Genomic DNA, 21,868 nt, shown 5'->3' with positions numbered 1-21,868 from the left:
TTTCTGAAACTCCTAAAAACCTGCCAGACAAAATTGCGCGCTTAATCACAGCCCGGCGAAATAGTCTGTTACAGGTACCGGAAAAGAGACGGAACAGTCTACTGTTTTTACGGGAGATATTTTTACGCCAGGGCGGGCCTGATTATTTTTAATAAGACAGGAGCCATACTCATGACATATCGTTTTGCACGCAGCCTGTTATCCCTCTGTTTATTTTCTGCCATTGCCAGCCCGGTAGTTTATGCTGCGCCCACAGAAGTTGGGCCCGGTGAAGGGCGGCTCGATATCATTGCCTGGCCTGGGTACATCGAGCGGGGGCAAAGTGATAAAAACTACGACTGGGTAACGCAATTTGAGAAAGAAACGGGGTGTGCAGTAAATGTTAAAACTGCAGCGACTTCCGATGAAATGGTGAGTTTGATGGCAAAAGGTGGCTATGACCTGGTGACTGCATCAGGTGATGCCTCATTGCGACTTATCATGGGTAAACGCGTTCAGGCGATTAATACGGCATTGATACCGAACTGGAAAAATGTTGACCCACGTCTTAAAGATGCCCCCTGGTTTACGGTGGCAGGCAAAGTGTATGGCACACCGTATCAGTGGGGGCCAAACCTGCTGATGTATAACACGAAAACCTTCCCAACCCCGCCAGATTCATGGTCAGTAGTTTTTACTAAACAGCAACTACCTGATGGAAAGACCAATGCTGGCCGCGTGCAGGCTTATGATGGCCCGATATACATTGCCGATGCCGCATTGTTTGTTAAAGCGACCCAACCCCAGTTGGGGATAACCGACCCCTATGAACTTAACGAACAACAGTATAAAGCGGTACTGAAAGTATTACGTGACCAGCACGCCCTGATACACCGCTACTGGCATGATGCCACGGTCCAGATGAGTGATTTCAAAAATGAAGGCGTAGTGGCATCCGGATCCTGGCCTTATCAGGCTAACGTACTGAAAGGCGAAGGGCAGCCCATTGCCACCACCATACCGAAAGAAGGTGTTACTGGCTGGGCAGACACCACAATGATGCATACGGATGCAAAACACCCTAACTGCGCATACAAGTGGATGAACTGGTCGTTGACGCCAAAAGTGCAGGGTGATGTAGCCGCCTGGTTTGGTTCATTACCGGCAGTCCCGGCAGGCTGCAAAGCCAGCACTTTGTTGGGCGACAAAGGGTGCGAAACCAATGGATACGGCAGCTTTTCTAAAATCGCATTCTGGAAAACACCCGTTGCACAGGGTGGCAAATATGTCCCCTACAGCCGCTGGACTCAGGATTACATCGCGATAATGGGTGGGCGTTAATGCCGGGGGTTTTATGTCTTACGCAGTACAGTTTGAAAATGTCTCCCGGCGTTTTGGCGAAGTACGCGCTGTTGACAGCGTCACTCTCGCAATCAACGAAGGGGAATTCTTCTCCATGCTCGGGCCATCCGGCTCGGGCAAAACCACATGCCTGCGTCTGATTGCGGGTTTTGAACAAAGCAGTGCAGGGCGTATTTTAATTCATGGGCGAGATGTCACAGGAATCCCACCTTATGAACGCGATGTAAATACCGTCTTTCAGGATTATGCATTATTTCCCCATATGAGTGTGCTGGATAACGTGGCATACGGGTTGATGGTGAAAGGCGTTGGCAAAAAACAGCGCATGGCTCAGGCGCAGGAAGCGCTGGAACGGGTAGCTTTAGGGTTTGTGCGCCAGCGTAAACCCTGGCAACTGTCTGGTGGGCAGCGCCAGCGCGTTGCACTGGCCCGTGCTCTGGTAAACCGCCCAAAGGTACTACTGCTGGATGAGCCACTTGGCGCGCTTGATCTTAAATTGCGTGAACAAATGCAGTTAGAGCTGAAAACGCTGCAACGCTCTCTGGGCATCACTTTCGTCTTCGTGACCCATGACCAAAGTGAAGCGCTGTCCATGTCCGACCGGGTGGCAGTATTCAATAATGGCCGTATTGAACAGGTTGATTCCCCTCGTGTTCTGTATAACCAACCAGCGACTGAGTTTGTCGCCCGTTTTGTGGGGACAGCCAATGTGCTGTCGGGAGAATCCTGCAACACAATTACCGGGAAGACGGGAAGTTTTGCACTTCGCCCTGAGCATATCCAACTGGATAACCTGGCGGAATTTCAGGCACAAGGCACAGTAAAGGAGGTTCAATATTTCGGTGCGGCAACACGGCTGGATGTGCAGTTAGCCAATGGTGAACGTTTGCTGGTGAGCCACACTAATACGCTGGGAAGTGATTACGGGCTTTACCAGCCAGGCCAGCAAGTGTCTCTGTCATGGCCTGAAGCAGCAATGGTGCCATTGGCGGAGGAAAGCCGATGAATATGCAGGGAGCCGCAAAAGAGATACCGCACTACAGCTTAAGGCGTAATGTTAGTACGTTTCTTTGGCGCAGGCCGCTATTGTGGCTGGCGTTATTATTGACTCCACCGGTGATGTGGTTCGCCATCATCTATCTGGGTTCATTATTCACACTGCTGTGGCAAGGGTTTTACACGTTTGACGACTTCACGATGTCAGTATTGCCAGACCTGACACTCGCCAACCTGGCTGCGTTATTCACCCCGGCAAATTACGACATCATTTCCCGAACACTGGTTATGGCTTTACTCGTCACACTGGCAAGCGCAGTGCTGGCTTTTCCGCTTGCCTGGTATATGGCGCGTTATGCCAGTGGCCGCATGAAAGCTTTTTTGTATATTGCGGTTATGCTGCCAATGTGGGCCAGCTATATTGTTAAAGCCTATGCATGGACGTTATTACTGGCAAAAGATGGCGTGGCGCAGTGGTTTTTGACCCATATGGGGCTGGAGGGTGTGTTAAACGCTGTACTCAGTATACCTGGTATGGGAGGAACAACGTTATCGACCTCCGGGCTTGGGCGTTTTGGCGTGTTTGTTTATATCTGGCTGCCCTTTATGATCCTCCCGGTACATGCAGCCTTGGTACGGGTGCCGTCTTCAGCATTGCAGGCCTCGGCAGACCTGGGAGCCAGGCCGGGGCAAACATTGCGCTATGTGGTTCTGCCGCTGGCTATTCCCGGTATTGCTGCGGGCTCCATTTTTACATTTTCACTGACATTGGGGGATTTTATTATTCCGCAACTGGTGGGCCCACCGGGGTACTTCATTGGCAATATGGTCTATGTTCAGCAGGGCGCTATAGGCAATATGCCCATGGCTGCGGCGTTTACCATCGTACCTTGTGTGCTAATAGGCTTATGGCTGGCGTTGGTTAAACGCCTGGGAGCGTTCGATGCACTCTAATCGCGCCCCATTTTGGCTCACGGCCACTGCCTGGGTGGTCATCATCTTTCTTCACTTCCCGTTAATCATCATTGCGCTTTATGCGTTTAATACAGAAGAAGCTGCCTTCAGCTTCCCGCCGTCCGGATTCACGCTACACTGGTTTCAAGTGGCTGCATCACGGGCGGACATCCTCGCTGCTGTGACGTTGTCACTTAAAGTTGCGGCACTTGCCACGGTTATTGCTTTAATACTTGGCACGTTAGCTGCAGCAGCTCTTTGGCGAAAGGCATTTTTTGGCCGTAACATCATCAGTTTTGTATTGATGTTACCCATTGCATTACCCGGCATTATCACCGGGCTGGCATTGCTCACCGCCTTTAACAAATTGGGGATAACGCCGGGGATGTTCACACTGGTTGTTGGGCATGCCACTTTCTGTGTGGTCATTGTGTTCAACAATGTGGTGGCACGTTTTCGGCGAACATCCTGGAACCTGGTTGAAGCATCCATGGACCTGGGGGCGGATGGTTGGCAAACCTTTCGCTACATTATTTTACCCGGTCTGGCCTCTGCCATGCTTGCTGGCGGGATGCTGGCATTTGCACTTTCGTTTGACGAAATAATCGTAACGACATTCACGGCAGGACATGAACAAACACTGCCGTTATGGTTACTGAACCAGCTAGGAAGACCACGGGATGTCCCTGTGACAAATGTTGTAGCACTGGTTGTGATGGTCGCCACCATGTTGCCCATTCTGGGGGCATGGTGGTTAACACGCGACACCGACACAACCGCAGGCAGTGAAAAATAATGAGACAGCAACACCAAAGCAAACAAGGAAAATTACATGCAAAGCCAACTTTTAATCAATGGACAACTGGTTTCTGGACAAGGTGAACCTCTTCCCGTCTACAACCCTGCTACCGGTGAAGTGTTGCTTCAGGTGCCTGAAGCAACAGTGGAGCAAGTTAACAGTGCAGTCAGCGCTGCCAGTGCTGCATTTGACCAGTGGAGCCAGGTTGTTCCACGTGAACGAGCAGAAAAGCTGCTGGCACTTGCCGACATCATTGAGCAAAACGCAGAAACGTTTGCCCACCTGGAATCACAAAACTGTGGCAAGCCCTTTCACGCGGTACTAAACGATGAAATCCCTGCTGTTGCCGATGTATTCCGTTTTTTTGCCGGTGCTGCTCGTTGCCTGAGCGGCTCCGCTGCGGGTGAGTATCTGGAAGGGCATACATCCATGATTCGCCGTGACCCGGTTGGGGTGGTGGCGTCCATTGCGCCATGGAACTACCCCTTGATGATGGCAGCATGGAAACTTGGCCCGGCTTTGGCAGCAGGTAACTGCGTGGTCATTAAGCCATCAGAAATCACGCCGCTGACCACATTTAAACTGGCTGAACTGGCAAAAGATCTCTTCCCCGCAGGGGTGTTAAGTGTGTTATTTGGCCGTGGCCAGACCGTTGGTGATGCACTTACCGGCCATAAAGATATCGCTATGGTGTCACTGACCGGTTCAATCCCCACCGGGGCGCATATCATTCGCCATACTGCGCAAAGCGTGAAACGTACACATATGGAACTGGGTGGGAAAGCGCCGGTACTGGTGTTTGATGATGCAGACCTTGATGAAGTAGTCGATGGGATTCGGGCATTTGGTTTTTATAATGCCGGGCAAGATTGTACTGCTGCATGCCGCATTTATGCACAGAAAGGAATTTATGCCCAACTGGTTGAAAAACTGGGTAACGCTGTCAGCACACTGAAGACAGGCGCCCCTGATGATACCGCCACAGAACTGGGCCCGTTAAGTTCACTGGCGCATCTTGAACGTGTTGAAAAAGCAGTGAACCAGGCTAAGTCATTACCACATATTAGTGTGGTAACAGGCGGCAGCCGGGTACCCGGTCCTGGGTATTATTTCCAACCCACAGTGCTTGCTGGTGCGAAGCAAGAAGATGACATTGTTCAGCGTGAAGTGTTTGGCCCGGTGGTCAGTGTGACCGAGTTTGAAGACGAAGCACAGGCATTACTCTGGGCAAATGATTCTGATTATGGGTTGGCTTCATCGGTCTGGACCAAAGATGTTGGCCGTGCTCACCGCCTGAGCGCACGTCTGCGTTATGGCTGTACCTGGGTAAACACCCATTTCATGCTGGTCAGTGAAATGCCTCACGGCGGGTTAAAATCATCAGGGTATGGCAAAGATATGTCGATGTACGGCCTTGAAGATTACACCGTAGTCCGCCATGTCATGTTTAAGCATTAAGTTGTGTATATGCGGGCGGTTTCTCCGCCCGCTATTAACGGGGCATCAGGTGCGAGATGAAGAGGCCGTCTGAACGCTGGTAGACTCGGGAAGTGGGCATATTGAGCGGTAAAGCACAACCCGGTTACGGCCCTGATCTTTAGCTTCATACAACGCGATATCAGTCATTTTAATGGCTTCATCAATACTGTCGGCATCCTCCAGTGCAGCAATACCCGCTGAAATAGTCACAGAAGGCAAATCGGGCCGTTTTTCCTGCTCAATAGTACAACGAATACGTTCGGCAATTTTTTCTGCATTCTCGGTGCTGGTTCCGGGCAACAGAATGACAAACTCTTCGCCACCAAAACGCCCAACAAGGTCGGTTTCCCGGCAAATAGTTTTAAGAATACCACTGACCATCACCAGAACTTTATCCCCCGTATCATGCCCCCAGGTATCGTTGACACGTTTAAAGTGATCCAGGTCGAGGGAAATAATCGCGTTGTCGCTGTGTTTTCCTGAAATGCTCGCCAGTGTCATAAATCCACGGCGGTTAAGCAGTCCGGTCAGCGGGTCAGTTGATGCTTCACGATCAAGGTTTTTCACCTGTTTAATGGTGGACACCATTCCGGCGCTGATTGAAACTTTCAGTTTATTAGCTTCGTAGTACCAGGCATCTATTTGGCGAATTTCCTCTACCACATGGGCGGTGGGCTTACTGGCCGAGAGGATGGCCAGACGGCGTAATGGCCGGGCTATCAGGGTTGATAAAGCAAATGACAACAACGAAGTAAACACTAAAATCAGGGCGATAAACCACACAGACTGACGGATAGTGGAAAACATAATATCGTTAACCAAAGTGCCATCGGCATAAACAAAGACATTCCAGTCTGTTTTAGTCAGGTTGCCAACCCCCAGTAATTGCGTATCTGCGCCATGGTTAACCACGTAAGTGCCACTGACATTTTGGTGCAACATTTTTTTCAACTGGTCATCAATACCAATCTGGCTACCCACTTTGTTCGGGTCTTTATTAAAAATAATATGCCCGTCATTGGAAACAATGCTCACATTGGCACTGTAATTATAAAAGTGGGTGCTGATAATCTGGTTCAGGATACTTTTTTCTTTCAGGTAAATTGAGCCACCAATATAGCCAAGGTAATTACCTGCATTGTCAAACACCGGGGACGAAAGGAAGATGACATAACGGCCAGTAGTCCCAGTGAAAAAAGGCTGTGAAATATAGGGCTTACGTGTTTTTAATGCATTTGTATTAGCTTGTGACTGCAGGCCAATTCCGCGCAAGTTTAGGCTTTCCGGTGATGTGGCCAGAATAATCCCGTGGTCATTTACCACGAGAACTGAGTTAAAAAAGCCCGATTGCAGCCGCAGACGGTCTGCTTCATTAACCATGGTCTTATAGTCGCTGAAACTATGGATTTTACTGGCGCTGTAGGCTAGTTCTTGCTGGCTGATACCAATCACTCTGTCCGCTGTCTCTGCCAGCTTCTGGGCATACGCGTTATTATTCTCAAGGATAGTGCGTTCAATGTTTGCTTTTTGATAAAAGTACAGCGACGTTAGCAGAAGAAATCCTGTCAGCACCACCGCACCAATAGACATCCAGGTGAGTAATAGGTTGAGTTTCATGGTTCGTAGTGCGGTCATACAACGCGTCCCTCGATATGCCAGTCATTACTTTTCTGGCACGCTGTGCGTAACCAGGATTAATCTATATTTTACTCGTGAAGTTTGTGATAAGCGACAAACGAAACATCATTTTAGCGCTTAAATAACCCTCATAACCTGATACTGTTCTCCAAATTACTCATGCTTTAGGATTAGCCTCAAGCACCTGTCAAACTCGATTGAGGTTATTCTGCTGCCTGTCATTGTAGTGTCACATATGCCCGCTTAGATAAATCCCACACAAAACAACCAAAATGGATAACCTCATGGGCTTTAAACCACTTCTGTTAGCAGGACTTATTCCTTTTTGTTCACTGGCAGCGCAACTTCAGGTTGAAAGATATGTTGTCAGCTTTCCTGGTGGGGAGCGTGTCGCGGTAAGCCAGGCGTTACAACATACTTTTCCAAATGGATTACCGGCGGGCGTTGGTTCAGGCCTGGCATTTACGGGTAAAGAGAAGGGCGAACTGATTTTTGCCACTGTAACAGACCGGGGCCCCAACGCCGATTCACCCGATGTAGGTGACATGGCATCGAAAATCTTCGCCTCACCAGATTTCACGCCATTTATTATGACAATTCGCGTGTCTGGGAACCATGCACTGGCTGGCGAAGAGCGCCCCATTCATGATGATAAGGGCAATATTTCCGGCCTGCCACTGCCGCAAGGAATGGTCGGCTCTACCAATGAAGTGGCACTGAACAGCGAACTGAAAACGCTCAAGCCAGATGCGAGAGGCCTGGATACCGAAGGCATTACGCCCGATGGCAAAGGTGGTTTTTGGTTATGCGATGAATACGGTCCATTCCTGATTCATGTGGACGGTGAGGGGAAAATCCTGGCGAAGTATGGCCCGGAACCTGCCGCAGGCGAGCAGAGTGTTGCCAGGGGGTTACCGGCCATTATCAAGTGGCGTCAGCCTAACCGTGGTTTTGAAGGTGTAACCCGCCTGCCGGACGGCAAAATCCTTGGCGCGGTGCAAAGCACACTGAATATTGACGGTAAAAGTAAAGATAAAGCGGTATTTACCCGACTGGTGATGCTGGACCCGGCGACAGGCAAAACAGAGATGTATGGTTACCCGATTGATACCCATTACAAAAAAGCATCTGACGCCAAAATTGGTGATGTCGTGGCGCTCAACAACCATGAAGTGTTACTGATTGAGCAGGGTAAAGATAAAGACAAAGTGATGCACAACCGCATTTACAAAGTTGATTTACACCATGCGACTGATTTAACAGCGTTTGACAACCAAACTCCGCCGGAATTTAACACGCCTGAAGAATTAAAAGGGCGCGATATTCACCTTGCGACCAAGGCCGAAATTGTCGATTTACCTGCTTTAGGCTGGCAGCAAGAAAAAGCAGAAGGGCTTGCACTCATCGACAATCAGACACTGGCCGTGACCAATGACAATGATTTTGGCCTGCAGTCTTCATTGGCAAACCCGGTAGACGGGGCGAACAAGCTCGATGACTACCGTGCAGACGGCAAAGGCAAACTTACCCAAAATGGCAAGCCCGTTGCCAGCACCGTTGCACTCTCGGCGCTGAAACCACCTGAATCACTCAGTGAATTGTGGGTTATTCACTTGGCAAAACCCATCAAATAAACGCCGCTACAGGCAATGAAACCACCGTTTCCCCCGGCGGGGAAACGGTTAACGCTTAAGCGAGCCTTGATACCAGAGTAACCAGGGCTTTACGCTGTGTTTTATTTAAGTCGCCAGGGCGAGCGTAATCCCTGTTTTCCAGCGCACACTGGTACAACGCTACCAGCCAGTCATACACATAGTGGGTTGCAGCATGAACAGGTTGTTCTCCTAAGCGTGTCAGGCGTACTGCGCCACCTTCTTGAATATGCGGAGCGAAAATACCCTTACCACGGTTAACCCGGCTTTGCGGGCGTTGCTCAAGGGGTATTTCACTGTAGCCTAGCCAGGTAATAAAATTCCCCAGCAAGGCATATCCTGCCACCAGATTTGTCGGTGCCTTCTCCAGTTGCTCCCTAAGCCCCGTACGATAGCTGGTGGTGATAATAATATCGGCCAGTAATTGCAACTCATCAGGCGAAAGACCTGTCGAGACAGGCGTGTCAGGCATACCTGCCCATTGGCGGACATGGCGCACCCATTGAAGGAATAATGTTTGCCCCGGCGGCAGTGTAGCAGTACTTTCCGTTGCCGCAGGTTTTGGGTCGTCACTAAATAAATCCAGGCCCGGATCAAAAATAGGTAATGCACTTACAACGGGCTGGCTCTGCTCATTGTTCAGGCTCTCAGTTAACCCGGCCGGAGGTAACAAACCGCGAATAATATCGCCATGATATTGCGCCTGGCGTTGCAATGCCCTCACTAACTGGTTGGCAAGGGATTTAGTCTGTTCAGGGTCAGCCTGTTCTGTTACTGCATAAGAGGAAAATAACAGGCGAACATCCGCTCGCAAACCGGCAATCAATGATGCCAGCCGTTGTTGGTGGCGCTCTGGGGTTAATGCATCTTGCAGCCAGCGTTTAAGGCGCGACAGGTTGTGTTCATCCAGTGCCTGCAATGTTCCCCAGTCCACGCCGGGTTTACCGCACAGGCGTTGTAACCCGTCATCAAGCGGGTTTTGTCCATGTTGGCGCCCGTCAAATGGCGTGATAACCCAGGCCATACCGGGTAGGTTATCGCCATTTTCAGTGGATGCCTGCGTGGCCTGTTGCCAGCGTTTGAGTAATTGGCTTACCGGGTAGATGTCACGCCGGGAAGATACCGCCTGGTTAATCAGCAATAAATCAGGGCTGGTCTGCCATGCATATAAATCTGGCAGCATTAATGCTCTGGTTTTCTGTAAAGAGCCTGGCTTGCCATAGGGCGGCAGATCCAATAGATCAACGCCGTCCAGCGCCGGTGTGCCTGCAAGTGTAAACACCACCTCATAACACAACAGTGCCAGAGAAGAGAGCGCAATACTGACCTGGCCTTCAACACGGTTTTGTTGGACCGGGCAAACGATCACATCGCCCTGATCCTGGTCGAGATCAAATTCGGCAGGGCAGAGAAAATTTTCGGTTGGCAGTGAGAAGGCATCCACCAGAAGATCAAGTGGCGCACAAACAGTTTGCACCCCATTTAACCGGGCCAGGGCGTCAGCCAGTATACGCCACTGGCTGGTCAGTTCCGGGTTATCCCCCCAAAACAGGCTGTACAGGCTCTGGCGGTCATCCAGGCTAAGTTCAGGTAACAAACGCGCTATTCGGAACCAGTCTGCATCACTTACCGGCCAGGTTGTACGTGCAGGAAGTTGTGCCCAGTGGCGGGCCAGTAAACTGACTTCTTGCGGGTTCACTGTCGTTTGTATACCGGGCTGGCGGCGTAATGCGGCTTGTTGTAACCGGCTCTGCAAACGTGACGGCGGCAGCGGCTGCAAACCGGGTTGATAATGGTAATAGCTCATAAACAGCGCAACTAACGCAGTTTCACTCAGTAAACGCAAAGTAACCGGGTAGCCTTTAGCCGTCGTCTGCGGCTGTGTTGTAAAACGCACCGCCATAGTCGCCGCTGTGTGGCCTGGCTGGATATGGCTTAAATAATCAATACTTCTGCCCTGAGCACTGATTTGTACGCGCCCATCGGGGCTATCCGTTAGTGCCCGCAACAACCAGGCTTTGGCATCATACCCTTGCCCGTAAAGCCCGAGAGCTGGAGGGGATTCAAGGGACTGCTCAAGCTGGCGCAGGCTGAATTGTTTTTCCTGAACATGCTGGCACAACCTGTCGCCATCTTCATCCAACACACTGGCTTGCTCGCGGTATTTTTCAACCCAGTTTATCAATGCGGCAAGCGTATCCGCAGTAGTAATTTTACGGCTCATGCGTAGACGCTCCCGCTATCAATCCAGTAGTAATTTGCGCTGTTTTGCCGGTAAGCCAGCGTGTTCAGTTTCAGGCTCAACTGCGACAATGGCACTTTGCGCCCATCTTGTAACCACGCATCCGCCAGTTCGAACGACAACGGCGTATCACCGCCATGTGCCTGAAGTTGCAGGCGCACATTTAATACACCGTCACCCGCAATAGATCGGGAAAGCCCTGCGTCATCAATAGATAAGGTATACAGCGGAGTAGCAGGCCAACGGGCGTTATCCAGTTGCCGAAAACCCAACGTCACATTGCCGCGCAAAGGAAAGCTCACCTTGGCGGCGAGTTTTTCACCTGGGTTATCCAGGTCAATATCCTTGTACCAGACATTCTCTTCACTCAACATATTATTGCTGTCCAGCACACCCAGATGGCGAATAGTTGAATAGGCCTTGATATCTGCCGCTTTGAAATTGAAACCAGGCAGGCGCAGATCCAGTGCCAGGCTGCACAGCATAGCGCCAATAGCCGCGGTGGATTTGGGGTTGCCAATACGCCCTTGTTCACTAAACGGATACCATTCATGAACTGGGTAGTTTTCCAGCCATACCACGCGGTTGATAGGAACGGGTTGCAGGTAACGAATCAGCGCCTGAACGCCTGGCAAACAACCTGGGCGGCCAGTAATTAATAATACATCACAGCAATAATGAGATACCGCTTCACACAGTGCATGAAGTGGCGCGGTTATCCGGAACTTACCTGCCATTAATGCCTCATGGAGCATTGAAAAAGGCACATCAAGGGGGACAGACATCAAGTCAAACCCGTCACTCTGTGGAGGGAGTACCCCTTTAACCGCTTTATGAATATAGCTGAGCACATTCTCGCCTGGTGGAACTGCCAAAAGGTCGCCAAAGGTGCTGTAAACACCCGACAGCGGGTCGCTGGTATCTTGTTCTTCCCAGGCGCTCAATAACTTGTGCCCCAGAGGCATAAACAGCTGTAATGCGGCTTGCTGGCGTAAAATCCCCTGGGTATCCATCCGGCCGGATTCACCAAAAAGATGTCCCATCAGGCCTGCTGCATCAACGACCCCTGCTTGCTGGAAAGCCTGTTCAAGGGCAGGCAAAATTGCCAGTTGAATAACATCCAGCAAAATATCATCACCAGCAATTTTAAACCCTTCGCGGAACAGTAATGTCGGGGCGATTTTAACATTGCTGCCGGTGCCTTCATCTAGCTGGTAACGGGTGATGGCCATGTCGGTTGTGCCGCCGCCAATATCTATGGTCGCCACGCGAATTGCCCGGCCTGGCTGTTCATCATCTGCCTGACGGTCTTTTCGGGCAAGTGTCGAGAAAAACAGATCTGTTTTCCCGGCAAATTTCATCACAGCTTCGTTATATAGCCAAACTAACTGGCCACAACTGGCTTCGTCCCAATCCAGGTGAATAGCAGGAACAGGAACAACCGTGCGCTGGCGCTCAGCAGGGCGCGAGAAATCATCATCAGTTGGGTGCCAACCCAGAGCTTTCCAGATAACCGCAATGGCATCTTCCATCCTCTGGCGGAAAATGGCCTTTTCTTGCTTAGGCATGGCCGATGGCAAGGTCAGAATCAGGGTTCTTAACTGGCGAGGGGAAGTGGGGTAACCCTGCGCCAGGCGGCTGGAAACACTATTAATTTGTGCCAGCGCCTGCATCAACAATTCGCACAACATATGCATCATCAATGAACTACGCGTGTAATGCGGAGAGAACACCGGCAGTCGCTCATCTGGTGGTAATTGATAAAGTGGCTGCCCTTCATCATTCATCAGGTTCATTAGCGGCCAGGCTGTAGCCAGTGGCTCACGCTGGGTATGCGTATTGAATTGGCTAAAACGCCACTCCTCATTGCCTGGCGTTTCATCCCACAAGTAGCGGCGAGGGCTGGATATGCCACTGTTGCCTTCAGTGCCACGGCGTGCAATAGCAAGATTACGGGCTTCATCGCCCACACGTACAATAGCGGGCCACATAAAGGCTTCATCGCGCCCGCTCTCTACGGAAAAATGGGTTTTACCAAAACGCGCCTCATTAAATTCCATCCGGCTGGTAAACATCAGGGCGTTCAGGTACTGCGGCTCACTTAAATTACGAATCTGTAACGCCATTGTTTGGCGTAAACCGTCGTTTGTTGGGCCATGGTCCTCAATCAGCACACCACAGGTATGGGTGTTTCCCACATCAAGCACCAAATCAACCGGAATCGCCGGGGTTTGCAGGGTTTCACCGACAATCTTCACTTCAGGCATATTAAGTGAGCTAAGCAGCGTGAGCACATTCATCCAGTGGGCCTGGTATTCAAACAATTTCAGTGCGCGGGCAATATCATCTTCGGAGCGGCCCTGTTCACGAGATGCATACTGTGCAAAGACTTCACGCAACCACCCATCAACCCAGGTTTGGTCCAGAAATTCAGCAACATCCTGGTTTTGCCAGGCCAGAGTAAAACGTGTGCCATTACGTACATCACTTTGCAGTGGCGCAAGGCTTGCAAGATGCTCATCTTCTGCCAGTTGGGTATCAAAGGCGACAACAATCCGGTGAGTATTCCCTTTGCTGTCGGGCGATGCCAGGCGCCTGATTTGGATTCGAGCCCAGTTATCCGGGCCACCTACAAAAGTCCGTGGAGGGTTAAAACGTAGAAAGGGCAGTGGCAACCATACACCATCCATCATTTGCAGTGACTGGCTGAGTGGTTGGGTAACTTCCGGTTTGACCACTTCTGGTGCACTGGCGTCCACGGTCGGCAGGCTGTATTTCCCTGGAATAATATCGTAATCAAGGCGCAGTAATGGCCCATTCGCTGTTTTGCGGACAAAACAGCCCTGGTTGGGCATATCAAAAGGCGTGACACCAAAATCCAGAAACTGCACACCGCTATTCTGAATCAGTGTGACGCTTTGTTTGTAATCACTCAGGGGTGCCAGCATGGGTTACTTACTCACTTTAATTAACGTTACAGGCGTTGCCGGTTGGTCATTGTATTTTGCGCTACAAACAGCAATGTTGTTTTCACCCTGTTCACAGGCAATTTCCGGCATAGGGAAACGGCTACCATTACTGCACCGCGCACTACTTCTGGGCTTAATCATTAACTGCCCAGTTTTCAGTAAACCAGAAAATATTTCCGCCCGGCAGGTAACATTTTTCTCAGGGTTAAAGCGCACGGTTCCTTTATTTTTTTGTATTTGGTAACGCATCACATCAGGCACATCCAGGCCTTTTTGTGGTTTGACAGTGACATGCCAGTTACCATTCAGGAAGCGCGTAGTCCCCATCCGCACATCCGTGACCGGCATTTCAAGCGCATTCTTGGGTGGTGTAACGGGTTTTATTTCTGGCGGCGGAGGCGGCGGTGGTGCCACAACGGTTGCTCTGGCAAGAGGCAACGTCATGGGTAACGGCGCAATCGTCGTTTTTTGGGGGGCCGGCTGCACAGGAGGCTGTGGCGAGCTTGCCTGTACGGGCTCATCTTGCTGGTTCATGCCCCACCAGACAGCAGGCGCAGCTATTGCAACGGCTACTGCAGCAGCTACTGGCACAAGCCACACAGGACGTTTTTTGCCAGAGGTAGAAGTAGTAGAAACGGGCGGTGAAGCAGGTGGTGCTTCTTCCTGTGTCTCGGGTTGTTCCGCATACATCGAATTGAGTTTTTCTACCGTGGGCGCAGCTTGTTTAGGCTTACTGTAAAGTAACGGCTCATCAGGTGAGCTTAATTCGGGCGGGCATGCAGGTGGTGCGGTCTCTTCAGGCTCTGGTTCTGGTATCACCACCGGGGCGACAGGTTCCTGGTGACGCAGACATTCCAGTACATCATCCTGGACATCCTGATTGAGCTGCAGAAACCCCCAGAAAGTGATCACTGGCTTGTCATCAACCAGAAATAAATGGTTAGCGCCAGGGAAGTGCACAGCCTTAGCCAACAGTGCGCCAAATAACTGAATTGACGCATTGCCAGACTGCAAACAGCGCTGGCTCAATGACGCGATATTATCAACGTACTTTTCCAGCGTCTTTAACGCCTGCTTACGTTGGCTGTCACTGGCACTGCTCCAGGTCGTCACTTTCCCCGAAAAACTGGCATACCAGTCAACCCGGTCACCATCATCATTGAGTTGAGGGATAGCCAGGCTGTCTGCAACCACCTGCAGGCGGCGTAAACGCAAGGTTTCACGAATTTGCCGCGCAGAATCAAATACAGGCTGGCCGTTCTCGCCAAGGGCCAGAAAATCATCAAGAAAACCGCTTCGTAATAATGTTTTTGCCACAGTTTTGCTCTCAAAAGCTATCTTCACGTTTTTACTATAAATTGCACTTAGGGAAGCTAAACGGTGGAAGAGAGGGCAAAAGGGGCAAATCATCGCGCCATTAATAATGAGGCTTTTTCTTGACTAAAACAGAAAAAGCGCTTTCGCCTTTTAGCTAACTGCTTGACGGGCCGTATAAAAAGTGCCAAACAGAAAGATAAATAGCATTCACATAGCGCACAATAATCATCCATTTGCCTGAATAAGGAGTAAACCATGGTTTCGTCGCGGCCGTTGTTGGTTGTGCAAATGGGGTATCCCCCCGCGATTTTACAGGACTCTATTGGCGACCAGGCGGCCTGGTTCACACAGGCGCTGGGGCCGTCATGCCCGGTAAGGGTTGTACGGCCTTTTTTGGGGGAAACCTTGCCAGAAGTGCACGAACTTAGCGCCGTGGTAATTAGTGGTTCCTGGTCGATGGTCACTGATCATGAACCCTGGAGCGATGCAACAGGAGCATGGGTGCATATGCTCATGGACAACCATGTTCCCTTGCTGGGTATTTGCTACGGGCACCAGTTGATGTCCTGGGCATTAGGTGGCGAAGTGGGTTACCACCCGAAAGGGGCGGAAGTGGGGCAAAAAATAGTTTGGCGTATACCCACGAACGACCCGCTATTGAACGATTTCCCGGCGTCTTTTTCTGCATTCCTGACCCACGAACAAAGTGTACTGACACCACCACCAGGTGCTGAGGTATTGGGTTCTTCTGACCACGACTCACACCAGATAATTCGTTATTCACCCGAGGCGTTATCAGTGCAGTTTCACCCGGAATTTTCCGGGCAGATAATGAGGAAAATTATCCAGTATCGTGCGGATAAACACGCGCTACCAGCCCAACTTAGGGCTGAGTTAGAAGCAGGAATCAGCCAAACACCCTGGAGTGCCAAAATACTGCAACGTTTTGCCACACGTTATGCCCCAGGGCAGGCAGATAATGCAGTTGCTGGTTAAGAAGACACTCTTTAAATAAAAACAGGAGGTGAGCATGCCCATTCAGGAAACTATCATTGCGCAGGTAGATGAAGCGATTCGTTCTAACCAAATTATTCCTATGAACGAACTACTGGTTGAGTTGAGCAATAACGCTGAGTTAACACGTGAATTCCGCTATGAGCAGCAACAAAGGCTGCGTACTACCATCGCTCAGCATGGTCAACGTCATAAAGAAGATCAAGATTCGCCAGATGAGCGTGATGCGCATTTGCGTCAGGGTGGCGAAATTCCTGTTAGCAGGAAGCCATAACCACAATGAAAAAACGTCTTCTGATGAAGACGTTTTACGTAATGCATTATTCTCTAATGGCGTAGCATATTAACCGCGGGGGCCGCCACCCATCATACCAGGGCCACCACCACCACCAGGCCCACCGGGGCCAGGCCCCCACCAGGGAACACAACCAGACAGGCTGGCAACGGCCAGCACTGCGCATAAAATCATTACACACTTTTTCATAGCAACCTTCTCATACAACCCTGAACACCGATGTGCAGGAAGGGCACTTTGCCAGAGAGCCACGGCTAAAAAATGAAGAATCTGTGGAGAAATTCACTCTGGCCTTAAATTCAGAATTCACGACGGGCAACCAGCCAGGCACCAATAATAAGCAAGACAGCGCCACATAATGGGCTAACTAATGCCCGGATACTAACCCCACCACTGCGAACAATATCCATCACCAGCCCACCAATTAGCTGGCTGGCAACCAGCACCGCGATGGTGGTTGCCGCCCCCAAATATTGGTAACCCTGAATGCTGGCAAAAACAAAAAAAGAACCAAGTAAACCGGGAATAACTGTCCACCAGTGGATACTGCGTGCCAATTCAACAAACCCGCCCGTCCCATTACGGGCGAGCAAGAAAGCACAAAACAGCACAATGCCTACCAACGAATTGAGCAACATCGCGATCAGCACAGTTGAGGAAGATTGAGTAATACGCACCATCAATGTGTTCTGAATCACAAGCCCAATACCGGCCAGCACCAGGCAGAGCAAGGTAAGGGGGTTACTCATTGGCGGCTTCCGGGGTTGTTCTGGTATCCAGTTGCAATTGCATAAAGGTTAAATCCAGCCAACGGCCAAATTTGGTGCCAACTTGAGGCATCTGCCCAGTAACGACAAAGCCTTGTTGTTCATGGAGATGGCGTGATGCCATGTTCTGGGACTCAATGGCCGCAACCATAACATGTACACCAGCCTGGCGTGCTACCTCGATTAAATCTGCCAGAAGGGCCCGCCCGATACCTTTCCTTGCATATTCAGGGCTAACATAGACAGAATGTTCCACACTGTGGCGAAATCCATCAAATGGACGCCAGTCCCCATACGATGCATAACCGGTGACAACGCCATTTTCCTCTGCAACCCGTACTGGGAAACCCTTATCTTGCCGCTGATGCAACCAGTTAATTCTATTTTGTGTATCGACAGTTTTGTCATTCCAGATTGCTGCGGTATGTTCAACAGCATGATTGTAGATTTTGGCAATAGCCGCGCAGTCTGCCTCTGTCGCCTGACGAATGTGCATACATCACTCCTGGTGATATTTTCCAAAGTGTCACTATAATGGACTATATGAATAATATAATAGACGGCTTAAATCAACGAATCTGTCAGCGGATTCGAATAGAGCGTGAATCCCATGGGTGGTCAGTGAGTGAACTGGCAGAAAAAGCAGGGGTTTCACGGGCAATGATCCATAAAATAGAGCGGGGTGAAAGCAGCCCAACAGCAACATTGTTGGCGAGGCTTTCTGGCGCTCTTGGGATCAGTATGTCCACATTAATTGCCAGAGCGGAAATGGCCTCGGGGCGTTTGCTCCGCCATGGGCAACAACCCGTATGGCTGGATCCCCAAACAGGTTATATTCGCCGCCACCTTTCGCCACGTAGCGACATGCCCGTTGATTTAGTGCAGATTGAATTACCAGCACACCAGTCTGTTCCCATGCCTGCAGCGGCTTATGCACTTGCACGCCAGTTACTTTGGGTACAGCAAGGTGCATTAGTTTTTATTGAAGGTGATGTTCGCCATGAAATGGAGCAGGGTGACTGCCTTGAATTAGGGCCGCCAAATGATTGTGAGTTTCGCAATGAATCAGACAAGTCCTGTATATATATTGTTGTGAGGTTAAATTTGCCTTCCTGAAAAATGTAATAATTTGACTTAAAAAAAGTAAAATTGCGTATTGTTCCTAAAGTCACCCACTCTCATTACCGTTATAGTATGATTTATTAAATCGCACATATTTATAACAAATAAAAAGATGCATTTTGGCAGTTTATTTTATTAGACACTCACGCAATAGATGCTCCATCCCGCGCCCATTGGCCAGGGAGGGATTTTTATGTGTCCATAACAGGGAGGAAGCAATGCTGGATTTGCATAATGCACAACACCTGAGTTTAACTATGCAGGTTGAGTTACGTCTTAAACACGCGCTTATCGCGGCCCAAATGGCACCAGGCGAACGCCTTAATACACGTGATATTGCCGAAGAAATGCATGTCAGTATTACCCCAGTACGTGAGGCGGTATTACGCCTTGTGGCAGAAGGCGCGTTATGCGTTGCGCCAGCACAAGCGTTTACTGTGCCTAAAATCACCAAAGCACAGTTTGATGAAATAGCATTGATTCGTAAGGAGTTGGAAGGTGTTGCTCTTCAACGGCTTATTGAAAACCATCCTCCTGAAAATATGGAGCAACTGGTTGAGCTGAGCACTATGTTTAATACTGCTCGCGATAACGGGGATGCCCACAATGCTCTTAAAGCCCAGCGGGAGTTCCGTTTTGCGTTATATGAACAGGCTCAATTGCCTTTACTGTTAGGTATGATTGAACAACTGTGGATTCGCGTTGGGCCTTGTTTTCATTTTTTACGCCAGCTGCCTGAACGAATTACTCAGCACAGCCATAGCTATGATGCATTGTTGGATGCGATTAAAAGCAAAAATGTTGCTAAAGCGCAGGAAGAATTGGTATTGGCGATTGAGCACAGTAACCAACTGGCTATGACCCACTTTTTTGATGTTGAGGCAAAACGCTAAAAACATCCTTCAGAGACTAAATACCGCACAGAACAATGGCGTGCGCATAAGAAATAATGCTGCCCGCCATAAGTTTTAAATGTAAGGAGGCAAACGCCTCGCTTACCATTACTGCCGTATGTTATTCAGCCAATTTACTGAAATTGCCAACTCACAGACAAACCCACACCGTAATTACGGCCTGGTGCCGGTTCGTAATAGCGCCCATTACTTTCATTAACTATCACTGAACCCACATATTCTTTATCGAACAGATTATCGACGCGGCTATACACATCAACCAGCATATTGCTGTAATGGAACTTGTACCCTGTGGTTAACCCAACGGTGGTCCAGGAAGGCGCTTTCGCTGTATTTTCATCGTCGGCCATAATACTGCTCAGGTAATGAATATCCCCACTGGCATACCAGCCATCGTCCGGCTCCCAGCCCAGAGATGCCCATGCATTGTTACGGGCGATTCCCGGAATACGGTTGCCATTACAATTACTGTCACTGCATACGTTAGTGCGATAAGTGGCATCCAGCCAGGTCCATGCCAATTTCAATTTCCAGTTATCGGCAAATTGCTCATCAAGGCCCAGTTCAACACCACGACGGCGTGTTTCACCTGCATTTTTGTATGTGGTGCGGCCACCGGAACTGCTGTCTACAACAATTTCATTATCAGTGTCTGTCTGGAAAACAGCTGCGCTCAGTAACCCATATCCAATACGTGTTTTACTGCCCAGCTCTACGGTATTACTGGTTGAGGGCTTCAAGTTGAGGTTAAGGCCAGATGCGCCATCATTGCGATAAGAAAGCTCAGTGATCGTTGGCGTTTCAAAACCGCGGCCAGCAGATAAATAAACATTCCAGGCATCTGTTACAGCGTAATTAAGCGAGCCAACCGGCAGCCATTTATGGTAATTGGTATCACCGCTACCATCACCGTTTTCAGCCGTAATATAGTGGTCGTTGGAATCAAACCAGACATTACTGTAACGCATGCCCGCATCCAGACTGAGCTTATCGAGCAACTGCCAGTGCGTTTGAATATACGGGTCAAGGTTCCACATCAGGTTGCGTTCGTCGCGTCGCAATGCACCTTTTTCGCCGTATACCGCTGAACCATCCACCATATTGAAGTTTTCGTACCCTTTACGGTGTTCCTGCATGTTCTCGTAATCCAGCCCGCCAGTGACACTGAAGGGTATCGGCCCTGCATTTCCCCGGTGCGTCCAGCGGGTATCAACCCCCTGATATTCACGAGTTAAATCAATAACACCGCCCGCATGAGTGGGTTTCAATTGCGGGGTATAAGGTATGGACTGGTACTGAGTCATATCACGTTGACCCACATACATCATGACACTCAGGTCATCATTCAGACTCAACTGCCTGTCATAACGTAACCCTGCCTGGGTTTGTTTTACGGTTTTACGGGTATTGTACTGGTCGCCACGCGGAGACTGACGCGGGTTACTGCGCCATTCAGACTGGCTTAAGCCGCCAGGATCATTGGCTTTAATATCCACACTGTTAAACAATAACGTCAGTTTACTGACATCATTCAGGCGTACACCCAGCCGGGCATTGGCCAGATTTTTACGCGCACCACTATGGTCACGGTAACCTTTTGTGGTCATTCGTTGAGTGGAAACTGTGTAATCAACATCGCCACTATGGTTGCCATCACCCGTTGCGCCTGTGGCTTTCAGACCATAACGCCAGGTGCCATAACTGCCGTAGTAGCTGCTGGCTTCAATCTCTGGGGGGGATTTCCCTTTCTCGCTCTGAATATCAATAACGCCACCAGAGGAACTGCCATAAAGCGCGGAAAAGGGGCCGCGCAACACAGTAATGGTGCCCACACTGCTTAAATCAATATTTGAAGTCTGGCCTTCACCGTCGGGCATGGTTGAAGGGATGCCATCCTCATAAATTCGGATGCCGCGCACGCCGTAGGTTGATCGCGCCCCAAAACCGCGTATCGACAGTTGTAAATCCTGCGCATAATTCTGGCGGTTAAGAATTTGCAGACCGGGAACTTCACCCAGGCTTTCAGAAAGATTTATCCGGGGTTTGGCATGGCGGATATCATTACCATTAACTACCGTAACAGCCGCCGGTGTGTCCAGCTCGGAAGGGGTGAGTGGTGTAGCGGTGACAATCAATGTTGACGCGGAATCACTGTTATCGGTTGTTTGTTCAGCTATTGCAGCCTGAGGGATAACACTCGCGGGAATCAGCAAGACAGAGCAAACGAGCTGTCTGGCAGAAAAAATTTTCATAAATAGCCTGTTACTTCAATGGGTAATTACATTAAAAATTGTGAATATATGGTAAATGATTTGTAAATACATGAAAAGGAGAAATACGTCGCTATTACTAGCTATGGCTTTAAACTG

The 21,868-nt window shown here is 49.8% G+C and carries 18 protein-coding genes; 10 read left to right on the top strand and 8 right to left on the bottom strand.

Annotation, left to right across the window (positions count from 1 at the left end; all coding sequences use genetic code 11):
* The first annotated feature begins 171 nt into the window (after positions 1-171).
* Genes ydcS through patD form a run of 5 tightly spaced genes read left to right on the top strand, consistent with a single transcriptional unit; the run spans position 172 to position 5,548 of the window.
* Positions 172-1,320, top strand: coding sequence for a putative ABC transporter substrate-binding protein YdcS (gene ydcS, locus LC084_RS06785; RefSeq protein ID WP_226570435.1), 1,149 nt, complete (start codon positions 172-174; stop codon positions 1,318-1,320).
* A gap of 13 nt (positions 1,321-1,333) precedes the next feature.
* Positions 1,334-2,347, top strand: a complete 1,014-nt coding sequence (locus LC084_RS06780) for an ABC transporter ATP-binding protein (protein ID WP_226570434.1) — start codon at positions 1,334-1,336, stop codon at positions 2,345-2,347.
* A gap of 2 nt (positions 2,348-2,349) precedes the next feature.
* Positions 2,350-3,291 (top strand): ABC transporter permease, encoded by a 942-nt coding sequence (locus LC084_RS06775; protein ID WP_404808356.1) that lies wholly within the window; start codon positions 2,350-2,352, stop codon positions 3,289-3,291.
* Positions 3,281-4,087 (top strand): ABC transporter permease, encoded by an 807-nt coding sequence (locus tag LC084_RS06770; protein WP_226570432.1) that lies wholly within the window; start codon positions 3,281-3,283, stop codon positions 4,085-4,087. Before LC084_RS06775 ends, LC084_RS06770 begins: the two co-directional genes overlap by 11 nt.
* Positions 4,088-4,123: 36 nt before the next feature.
* On the top strand, positions 4,124-5,548 hold the full coding sequence (gene patD / locus LC084_RS06765) for an aminobutyraldehyde dehydrogenase (RefSeq protein ID WP_226570431.1): 1,425 nt from the start codon (positions 4,124-4,126) through the stop codon (positions 5,546-5,548).
* A 45-nt stretch (positions 5,549-5,593) separates the two neighbouring features.
* Here the strand turns inward: patD and LC084_RS06760 are convergent, their stop codons facing one another.
* Complete coding sequence (locus tag LC084_RS06760; RefSeq protein ID WP_226570430.1) at positions 5,594-7,204, bottom strand: sensor domain-containing diguanylate cyclase; 1,611 nt, start codon at positions 7,202-7,204, stop codon at positions 5,594-5,596.
* Positions 7,205-7,491: 287 nt separating this feature from the next.
* Here LC084_RS06760 and LC084_RS06755 point away from each other — a divergent pair, with 287 nt between their 5' ends.
* Positions 7,492-8,841 (top strand): esterase-like activity of phytase family protein, encoded by a 1,350-nt coding sequence (locus LC084_RS06755; RefSeq protein WP_226570429.1) that lies wholly within the window; start codon positions 7,492-7,494, stop codon positions 8,839-8,841.
* A gap of 55 nt (positions 8,842-8,896) precedes the next feature.
* Here LC084_RS06755 and LC084_RS06750 read toward each other — a convergent pair whose 3' ends face one another.
* Genes LC084_RS06750 through LC084_RS06740 form a run of 3 tightly spaced genes read right to left on the bottom strand, consistent with a single transcriptional unit; the run spans position 8,897 to position 15,387 of the window.
* A complete protein-coding gene (locus tag LC084_RS06750) occupies positions 8,897-11,083 on the bottom strand; it encodes a virulence factor SrfC family protein (RefSeq protein ID WP_226570428.1) in 2,187 nt (728 codons plus the stop codon).
* Entirely contained in the window at positions 11,080-14,049 is a 2,970-nt protein-coding gene (locus LC084_RS06745) for a virulence factor SrfB (RefSeq protein WP_226570427.1), read from the bottom strand. The genes LC084_RS06750 and LC084_RS06745 overlap by 4 nt, the downstream gene beginning before the upstream one ends.
* A 3-nt stretch (positions 14,050-14,052) precedes the next feature.
* Entirely contained in the window at positions 14,053-15,387 is a 1,335-nt protein-coding gene (locus tag LC084_RS06740) for an SrfA family protein (protein ID WP_226570426.1), read from the bottom strand.
* A 255-nt stretch (positions 15,388-15,642) separates the two neighbouring features.
* Here LC084_RS06740 and LC084_RS06735 point away from each other — a divergent pair, with 255 nt between their 5' ends.
* A complete protein-coding gene (locus tag LC084_RS06735; RefSeq protein ID WP_226570425.1) occupies positions 15,643-16,383 on the top strand; it encodes a glutamine amidotransferase in 741 nt (246 codons plus the stop codon).
* 34 nt (positions 16,384-16,417) lie between these two features.
* Entirely contained in the window at positions 16,418-16,675 is a 258-nt protein-coding gene (locus LC084_RS06730) for a DUF2526 family protein (protein ID WP_226570424.1), read from the top strand.
* 69 nt (positions 16,676-16,744) lie between these two features.
* Here the strand turns inward: LC084_RS06730 and LC084_RS06725 are convergent, their stop codons facing one another.
* The 3 genes from LC084_RS06725 to LC084_RS06715 form a co-directional block, all read right to left on the bottom strand.
* Positions 16,745-16,885, bottom strand: coding sequence for a hypothetical protein (locus LC084_RS06725; protein ID WP_226570423.1), 141 nt, complete (start codon positions 16,883-16,885; stop codon positions 16,745-16,747).
* Positions 16,886-16,995: 110 nt separating this feature from the next.
* Positions 16,996-17,445, bottom strand: coding sequence for a DMT family transporter (locus tag LC084_RS06720; protein ID WP_226570422.1), 450 nt, complete (start codon positions 17,443-17,445; stop codon positions 16,996-16,998).
* Positions 17,438-17,959 (bottom strand): GNAT family N-acetyltransferase, encoded by a 522-nt coding sequence (locus LC084_RS06715; RefSeq protein ID WP_226570421.1) that lies wholly within the window; start codon positions 17,957-17,959, stop codon positions 17,438-17,440. Before LC084_RS06715 ends, LC084_RS06720 begins: the two co-directional genes overlap by 8 nt.
* A 47-nt stretch (positions 17,960-18,006) precedes the next feature.
* On the opposite strand from LC084_RS06715, the gene LC084_RS06710 reads away from it, so the two are divergent.
* Positions 18,007-18,579 carry a helix-turn-helix domain-containing protein gene (locus LC084_RS06710; protein WP_226570420.1) on the top strand — a complete coding sequence of 191 codons (573 nt, stop codon included), beginning with the start codon at positions 18,007-18,009 and terminating at the stop codon, positions 18,577-18,579.
* A gap of 224 nt (positions 18,580-18,803) precedes the next feature.
* Positions 18,804-19,478, top strand: coding sequence for an FCD domain-containing protein (locus tag LC084_RS06705; protein WP_226570419.1), 675 nt, complete (start codon positions 18,804-18,806; stop codon positions 19,476-19,478).
* 134 nt (positions 19,479-19,612) lie between these two features.
* Here LC084_RS06705 and pqqU read toward each other — a convergent pair whose 3' ends face one another.
* On the bottom strand, positions 19,613-21,751 hold the full coding sequence (pqqU, locus tag LC084_RS06700) for a TonB-dependent receptor PqqU (RefSeq protein WP_226570418.1): 2,139 nt from the start codon (positions 21,749-21,751) through the stop codon (positions 19,613-19,615).
* Positions 21,752-21,868: the final 117 nt, after the last annotated feature.

Origin of the sequence: Mangrovibacter yixingensis, assembly GCF_020523985.1 — a bacterium.
GTDB lineage: Bacteria > Pseudomonadota > Gammaproteobacteria > Enterobacterales > Enterobacteriaceae > Mangrovibacter > Mangrovibacter yixingensis.
This window is presented reverse-complemented; position numbering and strand designations above follow the sequence as displayed.

Coding starts and splice junctions, on each gene's coding strand:
- ydcS (WP_226570435.1), top strand. CDS start 172: ATGACATATCGTTTTGCACGCAGCCTGTTATCCCTCTGTTTATTTTCT.
- LC084_RS06780 (WP_226570434.1), top strand. CDS start 1,334: ATGTCTTACGCAGTACAGTTTGAAAATGTCTCCCGGCGTTTTGGCGAA.
- LC084_RS06775 (WP_404808356.1), top strand. CDS start 2,350: ATGCAGGGAGCCGCAAAAGAGATACCGCACTACAGCTTAAGGCGTAAT.
- LC084_RS06770 (WP_226570432.1), top strand. CDS start 3,281: ATGCACTCTAATCGCGCCCCATTTTGGCTCACGGCCACTGCCTGGGTG.
- patD (WP_226570431.1), top strand. CDS start 4,124: ATGCAAAGCCAACTTTTAATCAATGGACAACTGGTTTCTGGACAAGGT.
- LC084_RS06760 (WP_226570430.1), bottom strand. CDS start 7,204: ATGACCGCACTACGAACCATGAAACTCAACCTATTACTCACCTGGATG.
- LC084_RS06755 (WP_226570429.1), top strand. CDS start 7,492: ATGGGCTTTAAACCACTTCTGTTAGCAGGACTTATTCCTTTTTGTTCA.
- LC084_RS06750 (WP_226570428.1), bottom strand. CDS start 11,083: ATGAGCCGTAAAATTACTACTGCGGATACGCTTGCCGCATTGATAAAC.
- LC084_RS06745 (WP_226570427.1), bottom strand. CDS start 14,049: ATGCTGGCACCCCTGAGTGATTACAAACAAAGCGTCACACTGATTCAG.
- LC084_RS06735 (WP_226570425.1), top strand. CDS start 15,643: ATGGTTTCGTCGCGGCCGTTGTTGGTTGTGCAAATGGGGTATCCCCCC.
- LC084_RS06730 (WP_226570424.1), top strand. CDS start 16,418: ATGCCCATTCAGGAAACTATCATTGCGCAGGTAGATGAAGCGATTCGT.
- LC084_RS06725 (WP_226570423.1), bottom strand. CDS start 16,885: ATGAAAAAGTGTGTAATGATTTTATGCGCAGTGCTGGCCGTTGCCAGC.
- LC084_RS06720 (WP_226570422.1), bottom strand. CDS start 17,445: ATGAGTAACCCCCTTACCTTGCTCTGCCTGGTGCTGGCCGGTATTGGG.
- LC084_RS06715 (WP_226570421.1), bottom strand. CDS start 17,959: ATGCACATTCGTCAGGCGACAGAGGCAGACTGCGCGGCTATTGCCAAA.
- LC084_RS06710 (WP_226570420.1), top strand. CDS start 18,007: ATGAATAATATAATAGACGGCTTAAATCAACGAATCTGTCAGCGGATT.
- LC084_RS06705 (WP_226570419.1), top strand. CDS start 18,804: ATGCTGGATTTGCATAATGCACAACACCTGAGTTTAACTATGCAGGTT.
- pqqU (WP_226570418.1), bottom strand. CDS start 21,751: ATGAAAATTTTTTCTGCCAGACAGCTCGTTTGCTCTGTCTTGCTGATT.